Source organism: Haloarcula japonica DSM 6131, assembly GCF_000336635.1.
GTDB classification, from domain to species: Archaea; Halobacteriota; Halobacteria; order Halobacteriales; family Haloarculaceae; genus Haloarcula; species Haloarcula japonica.
The window spans coordinates 1-13,429 of sequence record NZ_AOLY01000040.1 but is presented as its reverse complement, the minus strand read 5'-3'; the positions used below and the strand labels follow the sequence as shown (position 1 = coordinate 13,429).

Genomic DNA, 13,429 nt, shown 5'->3' with positions numbered 1-13,429 from the left:
CCAAGTCACCGCCTGAAGATCGCGTTAATCAGGACTAGGACGGGGATGATTTCGAGCCGCCCCATCCACATCTGGACGATGAACAGGACCTCAGCGATGACCGGCATCTCTGGGCCAGTAATCCCCGACGATAGGCCGACGGTCCCCTGTGCCGTCGCTACTTCGAAAATCCCATCGGCAAGCGTGAAATCCGTCGGAAGCACTGCCAACAGGACGAACAGCGAGAGGGCGAGCAAGACGAGGTACGCGAACGCGAACGTCGTCGCGGCGCTAATCTCGGTGTTTGCCTCGTCGGCTTTGAGTATCCGCTGCCCAATCCGAAGATCGTCGATAGCGTGGTCGGGGAGGAACACGCGCGTGATCTCCCAACTGATGCCGCGAGCGATAATATAGCCACGCAGCAGTTTGATCCCGCCGACCGTTGCCCCGGCAGAACCGCCGAGTAACATCGCACCGAAGACGATGAACATGACCGCGCCGTTGTTCCAGTCGCCGATAGCAGACGTCTGCCACCCCGTCGTCGTCTGTGCGCTGATAAACTGGAAGAGGCCATCACGGAACGCCTGACTCGTCGCCACACGCCCGAGGTATGCGATGGGCTCACCGTTGTAGGGCACGCCGACCCATCGGGCGAGAAACGCCGTCAGGCCGACTACACCGATGACGAAGAAGCCAAACAACACTCTGACCTGTGGATCGCGTGTGAACTCTCGGATGTCCCGCTCGGAGAGCATCCCGTAGTAGACTGGGATCGAAATTGCCCCGGTAATCATCGCGGGGATGTGAACGAGCTCCATCGCGTATGAGTCGTAGCCGGCGATGGAATTGTCGAGTGTGCTGAACCCGCCGGTGGACTGACCAGTCATCGCGTGGTTTATAGCGTCGAAAATCGTCGGCTCGATACCGTAACTCGGGGTAACGAGGAAGGTGGCCGCCGCCAGATAGACGGCGACCAGTGCGGTGACGCCGACGTAGATTTTCCAGATTGCACGCGCCGTCCCCACGATGCTCGGCCGAAGTTTCTCGTTTCGTGCTTCCGATTGATACAGCGAGAGTCCCGCAGTTCCGTGCGGCTGACGCAAAATTGCCAGTGAAAGGACGATCATCCCCGCGCCACCGATCCACTGCATCTGTGAGCGGTACCAGAGGAAGCCGTGGCCCACCGTCGGTTCGTGCACACTCATCGTGAGGCCCGTCGTTGTGTACCCGCTCATGCTCTCGAAGAAGGCATGGAGCGGGTTCTGGAAGTTGAGCAGGCTCGACTGATAGCTCGCACTCGCTGGCACGAAGGAGTCGAGTACTGCCGGTGGCGTGATGTAGGCCGCGATTACGAACGGGAGAGCACCGAACGCCGCCGTAGCGAGCCACCCGAGGGCTGCGACGATCATCGCGTGGTGACGCTTCGGTTCAGGGGCATCCTCGCATAGCTTGTAGGCTGCCCCGCCAGTGAGTGCAGTAATCCCAGCACCGGTCAGAAACGATAGTCCGCTGTACCACTCTTGATAGACCAGCGAGACAAGCATGGGGACTAACATCAGCCCGCCGATGAGTACCTGCAAGGCACCGACGTCTCTACAGACCGTTTTCGAGGCTGTCAGGAAGCCAAGACGACCGACAGATGAATTGGACATTGATTTGGATTCTCCTGTTATCACGCTGTTTGGTCTTCGTAATGGCCGAAGATGTCGGTGAGATTCGGGTTCGCACCGGCTGCGGAGTAGACGGTCAACAGATCGTTCGTTTGGATTCGGGTGTTCCCGCGCGGTGTCAGTGGCCTGTCCTCGCCCTCACGACCGATGGCGACGATCAAGACATCGTTCGGAAGGATACCCTCCTCACCGGCTTCTGTGAGTGTTTTGCCAGCAACTGGTGCATCTTCCGTGACCGTGATTTCGAACACTTCTGCGTCCTCGCCGATTCGCATATAATCGACGATAGCCGGCCTGGCGACCGCACGGTAGAGATGCTCGGCGATGAGTTGCTGTGGATTCTCGACCGTGTTCACCTCGATCTGACGAAAGAGGTTCATATGCGCTGCATCGTGAACGACTGACGTGATTGCCGGAATCTCGAACTCTTTGGAAAGCAGACAGACCATCACGTTCGTCGCGTCCTGATCAGTCGTCGAGATGATCGCGTCCGCTCGATCCGCTCCGGCATCCTCCAGCGTCTCCTTGATCGTCGCGTCCGCGTTGATGACCAGGCAATCGAACTCGCTTGCTATCTCCTCGGCTTTTCTTGTATCTTTCTCGATAACGACAACCTCGTTTCCAGTTCGAGTGGCGATATTGATCAGCGGTGAGCCGATGTCGCCTGCGCCGACGATGATGATGTACATATATGGTTTCAGTTAGGTGTTTGTTGTCGACCCGGACGTCCGTCTCTTGGTTACACTCATGCGTCACTCACCTCTCGGTCAGGGAGTGCCAGAATCGGGACATCACTCTCGTTAATGAGGTTGTGCGTCACATCGCCAGCCAACAGTTTTTGCCAGCGGCTCCCCCCACGGGGGGTGAAGACGATGGCACTGGCGTCAAGTTCGTGTGCTACCTCGATGAGTGTCGATGCGATATCGGTCCCGTACCGAAGCTCTGTTTCCAGTGTGACACCAGTGTCAGCGAATCTCTCGGTGACGGTAGCGAATATATCACTCGAAACCAATTTGCGCTGTTCGACTGACGCTTTGTCCGGCGCACCACCGGCTTTCTCGATGACATGAACGGCGATAACAGTGCAGCCTGACCCTGCTACGTACGGGCGGAGTGCAGACGTTGTCGCCCTTGCGTCGTCTTCGTTAGCGACCGGAACGACGACTCGCTGGAAGAATTCCGCAGCCATCTCAGTCACCCCCGTCTCCACGGTAGACTTTTCCGAGATAGTGCCACCGGTACTGTCCATCCTCGTCGCCGATACCGTGTTCCCATCCGACTCTGTAGGCGAACGGGCCTCGTGCTTCGCCCGTTTCCTCCGGGCGTTCCACGACGACAATCGTGTACGCTCCGTGGTCCTCTATTCGAACGAGCTCTTCACCCGCCCGAGATTCGATCGCATCTGTGAGCGGTGGATGCTCCCGCAGGAGCTGTTGTGCGTAATGGATAATCTCCCTGAGTCGCGCGTCACTGCTGGCTTCCAGTGCAGTCGTGATTTCCTCCGGGATATCTTCGGGCGGGTTGGTCTCAGATTGTGTCATATTTTATTCGGGTGCTGCTCTGTTTCTGGCCCCGTTGAGCAGTCGATATCGGCTGGCGAGTCAGCCGTTCGAACGACTTGGTTACTCTCACGGGAGCTGTCTTCTCGCTCTAGAAATATCGCTTGCTTAAAAAAGTACCGTCTAGTATCCTTATACAGTAAAAGAATTGGACAAAATTGCTTAATCCGAAATCAGTCTAGTACTCTGTCATTCTGTCACCCGGTGAGTCTCACAGTTACGTGAAAATTTATCGTCGAATGGAGTCACCTAATCGGGAAGCTGAGGTAGTGCGGTACACAGCAGGCCCTTGTAACAGTCCACTACCGTGGGCCGTCCGCTCAATGCCAGGATTGGTACCAGATTACCTCTCTTCGAAACTGAATCCCGCACCACCATTCCGCTGTACTGTGAGGACTGCGTTCTCTGATTCTTCAGTGACGCTCGCAGTGATCGAACCCGTGACGAACTCTAGAAGGCTGCGTTGCGTCGGTTTGCCTATCACAGTCACATCGTAGTGTGCGGATTCGTTGATGATTGCCTCCGCGACGTCAGGCGCTTCAAGATGCCATGTGTCCAGTTCAACAGATTCAGGAAGTCGCTTCTTGGCCGTTTCGAACAGTTCTTCAACCCGTGTTACTTCGGCTTCGGTTTTGTCTTCAGACACGTGAAAAAGGTCAACGGGAGCATCTGCACCCACCCCGAGAGCGCCTCCGGTGATGACGCCGAGGCCACAATGGTTGCCTTCGGCGACCGGAACAAGCACTGATGCGACCCTCGGTCCAGCACGCGGGTATATGACTGAAACTACGTCGCACGATGCTTTTTTTCGCATCCGGTCGGCGGCGTCACCACGAACTCCCTCGGCAAACAGTTCCGGTGTGTGTTCATCAAGGACAGCCAACTGGATAGTCCGTTGTTTCGCCACTCTAATCGCTGTCTTTAGCGGACTGTTCGTTTCCTCGACAATGAGATGTGCATCGACGGTATGACCCTCATTTAGATTTGCTTGCAGTAATTCTCGACCGGTACGTGAGGTCTCTGCTGTTTCGAGGCCGGCGTCTGTAAGTAAATCCAATACGAGGAGTTCCGCTCCGGCCCCCTTTGCGATATTCAATGCAGCCTGAAACGTGAAGTTATCATGTGAACTGAAAACTGGATACAGTATTTGGGGTGGAGAATCGGGCGGGTCGGACCACTCCAGAAACTCTTGGAGACTCGTTTCAGTGTGAGCCATGCCACTACTGACTGTCTATCCGTAATAAATCCCCTCTATCGTTACTGATTCCGTAGCTAGAAGAATTTATATTCCCTATACAACGGATTGATTTCGGAGACAATCGATCACCAAACCAGTCCTCTAGGCTATGGCCGAAACACAGCTGCTGGCGGATATCAGACTCGATCCGCTGGCAACTGGTCGGGGCAGTAAGTTGCTACGCACGACCCGCTTCCGCGGTGGCACAGACCGGTCTACGTTCGCTATCTGAAACGACAGATGAACAGACCGACCAGACCTGTTAGCGGCGAACGGTCCGAAAGAATCCACGCTGTCAGTTCGTCAGACCATCGTTCGACGCCTCGAATCGTAGGCAGTAGGGCAAGGCCCCACTACCTGCACGCAGGGGAAAAAGGGATTGGCACGCATCCTATATATCTAGTATGAGTCGACGTCTCGACGAAATCGACAAGCGCATTATATATGCGATGCAGCAGGATGCACGGAATATCTCGGCTCCGATGGTCGCCGAGGAGATGGACGTCTCTCCGGGGACCATTCGCAATCGAATCAACCAGCTCGAGGAGGCGGGCATCATCAAAGGATATCACGCTGATATCGACTACGAACGCTGTGAAAGTCGCATGACTAATCTATTCGTTTGTAACACTTCGGCGAGTGAGCGGGAGGACCTCGCCAGAAAGGCACTCACAGTTCCCGGCGTCGTGAACGTCCGTGAACTCAGGACAGGCCGAGGGAACCTACAAATCAAGGCTGTGGGCGAGGAGATGAGCGACCTCACGCGAATAGCCCACCAGCTCAGTAAACTCGGCCTGGAAATCGAGGACGAGGACCTGATTCAAGAGGAATACTTTACGCCGTACGAGCCGTTCGGGCCGGACGGCGCAACCAAGCAGGGTGCAATGACAGATATGGTGTCACTCTCCGGGGGAGCCGAAGTAGTTGATGTGACCGTCAGTAAGGACGCCCCTATCGTCAACACGACACTACGGGAAGCTAACGAGCAATCGCTGCTCGGCAGTGAAGTGCTTGTTATCGCCATTGAGCGTGGAGATGAAATGATCACGCCCAAAGGTGACACGGAGATCCGTGCTGGTGATCTCATCTCCGTATTCGCTCGGGACGGCGTGCCGAAGTCGACACTGGAGTCGTTTGGCAACACGAACCAACCGATGACACATTCGTAAGGACCCGAGCGATTCTTCGCTCGTTCTAGACCCGTACTATACTCTACACCTCTTCGGATTGCTGGCCTACCTCCCGATAGTATGTGGATTACGCAAGATAGCGAGGTTTTTATTTCAGGACCATAATTTTCCCCCAAGTGAACCCTCAATTACGTCTGCGGTGTTTCGGCAGACAGCGAGACGAGCGATTCACACGGGATACTGATTATGAGGGACGCAGCCAAAAACGGCACCAGTAGGACAGATAACACATGTACATAATCACTGTCGGAGCTGGCGATATCGGAACGCCGCTCATTGAAATCGCAACCGGAACTGGAAACGAAGTCGTCGTCATCGAAAAAGACGCTGCGAGAGCGGACGAAGTCGCTAATGAGTTCGACTGCTTAGTCATCAACGCGGACGCGACGATCAAGGAAACGTTGGAGGATGCCGGGGCGGACCGGGCTGATGCGCTCATCTCAACGACGGACCAGGATGCGACCAATGTCATGATCTCATTGCTCGCACAGGAACTCGAAATCCCTAGCATCGTCTCAGTCGTCCATAACCCTGAGCACATGAACCTCTTCAGGCAAATCGGCGTCAACACAATGGAGAATCCACAGCGCCTCATCGCGGAATCACTGTTCCGGTCTGTGGATCGGCCGTCGATTGTTGATTACATGCGTGTCGGCGATGTCGCCGAAGTGTTCGAGATCACGGTCGCCGAGGACGCACCGATTGCCGGTCTGAACCTCGTTGAAGCGGACAACGAGGGACTGCTTGATGAGGACACACTTGTCGTAGCGATTGAACGGTCCGAATCGGATTCCCCCATTACCCCCCGGGGACAGACCCGCATCGAAGCCGGTGACTTGCTCACGGTGTATTCTGGCAGTGGAGCAACACCAGCGGTGACAGATATCTTCGGCCATTACGAGGACCACGAAACGAACAATTCGAACAGGTTCAGTTTATGAGAGGCGTGCGAGTCGCTCAAAGGTAGTCGTAGAATCGGGAAGGTGGTTCAAAACGCCTCACAGCCGTTTGCAGAATGGAGACTTCATTGTGGATTCGGCCTTCACCCCCGTTGAGGAAGGTGAGTCCCATGAGTGCACCGGTGCCAGAACAAATAACCAGGCCAGCTAGGAATCCCAGCCAGACAAAATAGACAGCCTCTGTGAGGGAGACAAATTCATAGCTAGGAGACAAGAACCCCAATCCGATGAGGGCATATCCGCCGAGTAGGTAGACCAATAATAGCCACCTATCGGGAGGAAGAGCAGCATCGAAATTCGAGCCCCAACGACACAGAGTCGCTTGATTACACCCGCAACTTGACCACTCAGCGACTGATCTGGCGGGCTAAACGCGGCCGCTTCGGAATCGGAAACCGTGCCTCGGTCACTCACCGAGGTTAGTTGCTTTTGCGCCTTTGCCCACCCACTTGCCGAGTAGCCGCTTCACGGCTGACTGGACTGGCCGATGCTTGCGTACCATGAGGACTTCACCCTCGAACTCTTCACCGATCGTCTCTGGGATTTCGCCAAACAGTACCCGACGGAGAATCCCTTCACCCGCTGCACCGATGATGATCGAATCGAACTCACCATCACGAGCGTGGTCGAGAATCGTTTGCGTGATGTCTCCGGCTTCTGCGACTGCGATGTCCACATCGATATCAGACTCAGCGAGCACCTCTTGTCTGTTTTCAAGGAACGACCGATCACCGTCGACATCACCATCGGTCGCGACGTGGAACAGTGTCACTTCCGCACCCGATCCAGCATATGCAGCGGCGACGGTCTCGGCGAGATCAGAGTTCGGTCCGCCTGCAGTCGGAACGAGGACTCGGCTCGAATCCGTCGTCCCGTCGGTCTTTAGGACAGCAACATCACACTCGGCGTTCTCGACGACGGTGTCGATGTTTGAACCCAGCGCGTAATCGGACACATGTTTCCGCTGCCCTCGCCAGCCGAGCAACACGAGATCGCTGTCACGTTGATAGGCTACGTTGTTGATGCTCTTCGCGATATCATGGCCGATGGTTACGGTCTGGTGTACCGGGACATCATCAGGAGCGTACTGCATCGCCTCGTCGAGTAGCTCCCGCTGTTCATCAGCGTACCGACGGCCTTCCGACAGCGGCGTTTGCTCGGGAACTGTGGCGACACTCGTAAGCAGAACCTCACCGTCTTGATGGCGAGCGACGGCACTCCCTGCACGAATAAGCTGTTCGGCATGATCGGGATTGGCAATCGGGACGAGAACTTGGTAGCCTCGTTGTTCAGGTGCTCGCTCTTCTGTGATGAGACGGGTCTCCTCTTTTGCTTCGGTTTCGCGGACCCGACTCCGCGAGTAGAGGAAGAAGATTCCGACGCCGACGAGAATCCACGCAATCGCTCCGTACCACGCGAGTGGGCTGTAGTTGAACAGGTAGACTGCGAGGGCGAGTTTGGTGATAATTCCGATGATTGGGACATAGGGAAAGTACGGCATCACGTACCCGTAATCGATCTGGTCGCCCCACTCTCGGCGTATCACAATAGCGGCGTAGTTCACCTGGAGGAACAACAGGAGGAACATCACGTCAGTCGCAGCTGCGACGGCCTCTATCGGGAGGGCTACCGCCATGAAGACGATAAGGGCACCTGAGAGTGCTGTAGCGATGTGCGGTGTTCGTTTCTCGTCGTGAACTGCGCTGAAAGCGTCGGGGAGAACGTGATCGCGACCCATCGCGAAGGAGACGCGCGTCGACGAATAGGTAGTCGCATTGAGGGCAGAGAGCGTCGAGAAGATACCGGCCACGAGGATAACGACCGTCCCGTACGGCATTATCTGGCCCGCAGCGCGAGCGAGACCGAGCTCTCCGAGATGACCGAGGATTTCCCATACAGCGGCGTCTTCGATATTATCCGGAACCGGAGGCAGGTTTGTCGCACCGTGAGCACCCGATGCAGCACCTTCCTGCGCCAGTTGGAAGAGGTCGGGGGTGACTGTGACCGCCCCGATGAGTACGATTGCCACGAGCATGTAAATCGTGACGACGACGGACATCGAGTAGAAGACCGCCTTCGGCACGGATTTCTTCGGATTGACGACCTCTTCGCCGGATTGAACGATGATCTCGTACCCCTCGAAGGCGATGAAGGTCAGCCCCATCGCGATGAATACACCACCAAAGTCACGTGGAAGGAACGGTTGGAATCGATCGCTTGCTTCCGCCGGATTCCCGAAGATGTAGCCCAAACCAAACGCGATGAGGATGACGATGACTGTGACCTTGACCATGGTCACGATGTTGCCAGCGAGTCCAGTTTCCTTGGCGCCACGGAAATTGATGTACGCGAAAAGCGCTCCCGCGAACACTGCGAATACCTTCTCTGGACCGATTGTGAGTAAGAACAGATCGACTGGCTCGAAGAGGGCAATGCCGAAGTAGTCCGTCAGTAATAGGTGAACGAACGCCCCGAAGCCGAGCGTGTACAGCGAGCCAGCGACGGCGTGGGCGAACCAAGACATCCAGCCGGCGAGGAATGCTTGTGACCGTCCGAGTGCCTCGCGAACCCAGAGATACCCGCCGCCGGCTTCCGGGATTGCTGACCCCAGCTCCGCATAGACCATCCCCGTGAAGATGGTGATGAACCCGTTGAATGCGAAGGCCATCACGAGTCCAGGGCCTGCTTGACCAGCAGCGAGCCCAGTCAAGACGAAGATTCCGGCACCGATCATGGCACCGATACCGATCATCGTAATGTCGAATACTGAGAGGTCCCGGGCAAGATCCTCATTATGACTATGACCCGGCAATCCCTCGTCGTCACTCATCAGAACCACCGCCCGTAGCCTCGCTGAACGGACCCTTCTGATACTCGCCCGCGGCTATACTATCCACGACGTACTTGCCATGTATAACAGCAACTTGGAGGCCTACCCACGCAAGCAGCGTAAGTATAGCGCCGATAGTCAGCGTGGACACCATATTTCTGTGTCTCCCATACATCAATATAAAAGTAATGTGCTGATTCATAATTGGTATATATAAATCTCATACGGATAGCCAAATAGAACATGACCTGTGCTCGATATCAGGACTTCGCACAGATAGCAGTGCTCTCAGGTAACCATTTCCCATGGCGTAATCTAACTGCTCACCTCTTTGGCGTGAATCAGCCAATTTAAGTTCTCGTTCAGCATACCGAAATTGTATGGCTAATCGTCTTGGGACAATTGCTCGCGACCTCGGTCGGATGCTCGAGGCGCTAGCAGGCCTCATTCTCGTCTCCGTTCTTATTCCGCTCGTCTGGCGAGAGTGGTGGGTTGTTCCTGGAATGATCCTTTCAGGACTGCTCCCTTTGCTAGTCGGATTTGGCCTATCGCGGGCCTTTCAGGACGCAGATGATCCTGGTCGATTGCATGGGATGATGATCGCCGCCTCTGGATGGTTCTTCGTCGCAGTCTTCGGTTCCGTCCCATTCCTGCTTATTGCCTGGACGGCGCGGCTCGATCCGACCGTCCTCGAAATTCCAGCCCGGTTCACGACCGGGGGGACCAGGACGTTCAGCACGCTCGCTGCGTTCCAGAATCCCCTCAACGGGTTCTTCGAGAGCATGAGCGGCTTCACAGGAACGGGACTGACAATGACCGACAACGAGGCGGCGCTTCCGCACACGCTCCAGTGGTGGCGTTCGTTCATCGAATGGGTTGGTGGCGTAGGGGTAATCGTGCTCACGACCGCTATTCTCGCACGCCCGGGAAGTGGGTCACTGACGCTCTATGAAAGCGAAGCGCGTTCGGAGAAAATTCATCCCAGTATCGTGTCTACCGTCAGGACGATCTGGTGGATCTTCCTCCTGTTCACGTTCTTCTCGATCCTCCTCCTGTGGCTGGCTGGCATGCCGATGTGGCATGCGATTAACCATGCGATGACCGGGCTCGCAACTGGCGGATTCTCGATTACGGATAACTCGATAGGTACGTACAACAGTGTCGCCATCGACTTCGCACTCATCCCCATCATGATTCTTGGGAGTATCGCGTTCCCGATTCATTATTTAATTCTACGCGGGAACCTCCGGAACCTCTACAAAGATCTCCAGACGAGGTGGGTCTTCATTTTCTTTGGCCTCGGGACGTTGATTTTGACTGCCGTACTGTTTGGTCAAGGATTCTACCAGACAGAGACGATGACCGTTGCTGGAATCGTCCTTCATGGCCGGACAGCAACGCTCCTTCAGACGTTTCGATTTGCCATCTTCCAGTTCGTCTCGGCGGCGTCCTGCACCGGATTCCAGACCGCAGGCTCGCTCGGGCCGGGATGGTCGGCACCCGCACAGCTGACAGTCGCGTTCGGAATGATCGTCGGGGCAGCTGCCGGATCAACTGTCGGAGGTATCAAGCTCATCCGATTGCTCACCCTCGGAAAGGGGATTCTGTTTCGTATCCGTGACGTGTTTTACCCTTCAACTGCTGTTCGCACATTCCGACTGGATGACCGAACATTATCAGATGACGAAGCAGCGCAGGAGTTTGAAGAGGCCGCTATCATCACGTTCCTCTGGATCCTTTTCCTTGGCGTCGCTGCATTCGTCTTTATGATCGCCCTTCCGATGGGTCCAGACGGCTACACTCTGGAAAACGTTCTGTTCGAGGTTGCCTCCGCGCAAGGTAATGTTGGGCTCTCGTCGGGTATCACCGGTCCGGGGATGCCGACGGTAACGAAGGTCATGTTCTTATTCAACATGTGGATCGGTCGACTTGAGATAATTCCGGTCCTAGTGCTCCTTCGGAGTTTGTTCGTCTCGATGGAGGTCTATGACTAATGCGACTCGAACATATTCCGGTCATTGGCCCGCTCCTCGCGGCTGGCGCAGATGATTCCGTATTCGACGCACTTCTTATTCTCGGGCCGATTGTGATCATTATAATCACTTTCCTTGGCCGCACGCTCCCTTCAGTCCTCCTTGCAGTCGCCTATACGGGAGGGTTTGTTGGCTATATCGCATATAAGGGAGTTACTGAAACGACGGAGAGTAGTACTTAGGGCCTACTGCTTATCAGCGCGGTCATCCAGATCAATGACATCTCAACTCACATAGCGAATTACCGATGTCATGTCCCGTGCGAGTGCGTGTATCACTTTGTGGCAATTTACGTATATAATCGTCAGTCCAATAATATTGGGCGTTTAGAGGGCAATCTGAATCAGTTCCCGTTCACTGAATCAGCCCAAATATGCATTACAGTCCCGCTAAACCAACTGTAATCTCAGCTGGGGTTCGTCTATCGAGTGCTTGGTGGGTCGTTCGTGGTTGAAGTGGTTTCTGAAGCGCCGTAGCCATGTTTCGTGCGCCCTCAACTAGACAGTGCCGAATTGGTCGTAGATACATCCGGTTCGTCATACTGCTTTCCTGTGAAATCTTCTGTACTACTGCCAGCAAGTAGCGTCATCAAACCGACAATACTTGGATTGGAAGGAGTGTAATCAGATGTGATTGCTGACGGTCGAATTCGTAAAAGGAACTCACTAGTGCTCTCCGACAAAATGTCAGTCTAGTTGAAGACGTTAAAATCAGTTAGTAAACAGTCGTGTATAAATGAATTGACCTGCAGACGGTAGAAATAATGGACTCAGAGAGATCAGCATACTGTCGCTGTAGCGTAGACCTGGCCATCTTCGGAGATGCTGACCCCAACGCCTAGATGTTCCGCATTCTCGTACCTGAGCCTATCTCTATAGGTGAAGCTATTGAACCAACTATCGACAATCGTATCAGCAACGTTCTGTTCGGTTATCTCTGCAGTCTCACCTCGATATTCGTTCAAATTCAGGCGGTCAATGGATTCGAGTCTGTTGCGCTTCGCATTAGCGATGTACTTTTGTTCCTTGAACTGACATCGTTCGTATAAATCGGCGTTTCGGTATCGAGTTTCGCTGTTGCCATAACCAACATCGTGGGAAACAGTTGCTGACTGAGACATGGTATTGCTGTGGTTTTTAGATAAATTGTCAAGCTTCACTGCCGTCGTCGTATCTGTCGAAAGTGTGGTGACAGAATCAGGGTGATCGTTGATATTACTCTTAATTAGTGACTCAATATGATCCGTGCTCAGATTTTGCTCAGTTGATGCTAAGTCTGGTGTTACTGTTGGTGACGATGTTGCCGTCATTGATGGTGTTGCCGTTGCCGGTTGTGTCGTAGTTTCTACTCCTTCGGTCGGTGTTTCAGCAGGGCTGTTTTCAGAACTTCCTAACATCCCCCCCAAGAGTAACCCGATGCTCCCTACTAGCATGAAAACCATGATAATACCAATCGCCGCCTGGAGGCTAGTTCTCATTGTGTATCTTTTTTTAACTTGGTCTTATCAACGTTTGGAACACGGTATTCATCGGGAATGACATATAATCTATACTTCTGGATTAGCCGTCTGAGCAGTTCATATCGCCAGATAGCGTCTAGCTCCCGTTAGCTTACGGGAATCTTCAGCCCATAAGGATACATGAGGCTGTTATCAATTCGCGTCATAACAATAGGCTTCGGACCAACATCGACGACGACGTAGAATCATTCTTATCTCCGCCAAAACACCATTCAAACAACACTTAGACTCTGCCTGGTAACAAAATTATACTTAAATACGTATATCTGTAATTAAAAAATCAATAATGAGAACTGACGGAAGGACTAAGTGGCAATAGAAAAAGGAAGAGAGCCTGTCCGAAAAACATCGCCTGATGGCGTGAAATCTCGATAGTCAATATTCCATCATATCGGTAATTATTACTAGCTCAAACCCGTATACAGCAACGGAACTAGCAGATGAGCTATAATA

12 protein-coding genes are annotated in these 13,429 nt (G+C 54.0%); 4 read left to right on the top strand and 8 right to left on the bottom strand.

Annotated elements, in window-relative coordinates; genetic code table 11:
- Positions 1–5 precede the first annotated feature (5 nt).
- The 5 genes from C444_RS16820 to C444_RS16800 all read right to left on the bottom strand — a co-directional run bounded on the left by C444_RS16820 (position 6) and on the right by C444_RS16800 (position 4,424).
- Positions 6–1,523 (bottom strand): TrkH family potassium uptake protein, encoded by a 1,518-nt coding sequence (locus tag C444_RS16820; protein WP_004594225.1) that lies wholly within the window; start codon positions 1,521–1,523, stop codon positions 6–8.
- A 128-nt stretch (positions 1,524–1,651) separates the two neighbouring features.
- Positions 1,652–2,338: a potassium channel family protein gene (locus tag C444_RS16815; protein ID WP_004594224.1), complete on the bottom strand. Its 687-nt coding sequence runs from the start codon at positions 2,336–2,338 to the stop codon at positions 1,652–1,654.
- A gap of 56 nt (positions 2,339–2,394) precedes the next feature.
- A complete protein-coding gene (locus C444_RS16810) occupies positions 2,395–2,838 on the bottom strand; it encodes a universal stress protein (protein WP_004594223.1) in 444 nt (147 codons plus the stop codon).
- Position 2,839: 1 nt separating this feature from the next.
- The gene (locus tag C444_RS16805) at positions 2,840–3,190 is read right to left on the bottom strand and encodes a hypothetical protein (protein ID WP_004594222.1); all 351 of its coding nucleotides are present in this window, start codon (positions 3,188–3,190) and stop codon (positions 2,840–2,842) included.
- 361 nt (positions 3,191–3,551) lie between these two features.
- Complete coding sequence (locus C444_RS16800) at positions 3,552–4,424, bottom strand: universal stress protein (RefSeq protein WP_004594221.1); 873 nt, start codon at positions 4,422–4,424, stop codon at positions 3,552–3,554.
- 425 nt (positions 4,425–4,849) lie between these two features.
- Between C444_RS16800 and C444_RS16795 the strand changes: the two genes are divergently transcribed.
- Together C444_RS16795 and C444_RS16790 are read left to right on the top strand one after the other, a co-directional pair.
- Positions 4,850–5,614: an Lrp/AsnC family transcriptional regulator gene (locus C444_RS16795; RefSeq protein WP_004594220.1), complete on the top strand. Its 765-nt coding sequence runs from the start codon at positions 4,850–4,852 to the stop codon at positions 5,612–5,614.
- 251 nt (positions 5,615–5,865) lie between these two features.
- Complete coding sequence (locus C444_RS16790; protein WP_004594219.1) at positions 5,866–6,576, top strand: potassium channel family protein; 711 nt, start codon at positions 5,866–5,868, stop codon at positions 6,574–6,576.
- 424 nt (positions 6,577–7,000) lie between these two features.
- Here C444_RS16790 and C444_RS16785 read toward each other — a convergent pair whose 3' ends face one another.
- Together C444_RS16785 and C444_RS22045 are read right to left on the bottom strand one after the other, a co-directional pair.
- Positions 7,001–9,424 (bottom strand): amino acid permease, encoded by a 2,424-nt coding sequence (locus C444_RS16785; protein WP_049909577.1) that lies wholly within the window; start codon positions 9,422–9,424, stop codon positions 7,001–7,003.
- Positions 9,417–9,578, bottom strand: coding sequence for a hypothetical protein (locus C444_RS22045; protein ID WP_161607609.1), 162 nt, complete (start codon positions 9,576–9,578; stop codon positions 9,417–9,419). Before C444_RS22045 ends, C444_RS16785 begins: the two co-directional genes overlap by 8 nt.
- Positions 9,579–9,804: 226 nt before the next feature.
- Here C444_RS22045 and C444_RS16780 point away from each other — a divergent pair, with 226 nt between their 5' ends.
- Complete coding sequence (locus C444_RS16780; RefSeq protein ID WP_049909576.1) at positions 9,805–11,418, top strand: TrkH family potassium uptake protein; 1,614 nt, start codon at positions 9,805–9,807, stop codon at positions 11,416–11,418.
- Positions 11,418–11,639 (top strand): hypothetical protein, encoded by a 222-nt coding sequence (locus C444_RS16775; RefSeq protein ID WP_004594216.1) that lies wholly within the window; start codon positions 11,418–11,420, stop codon positions 11,637–11,639. Before C444_RS16780 ends, C444_RS16775 begins: the two co-directional genes overlap by 1 nt.
- A 596-nt stretch (positions 11,640–12,235) precedes the next feature.
- On the opposite strand, the gene C444_RS21860 is transcribed toward C444_RS16775, so the two are convergent.
- Positions 12,236–12,934, bottom strand: a complete 699-nt coding sequence (locus C444_RS21860; RefSeq protein ID WP_152420823.1) for a CAP domain-containing protein — start codon at positions 12,932–12,934, stop codon at positions 12,236–12,238.
- Between the last annotated feature and the right edge of the window lie 495 nt (positions 12,935–13,429).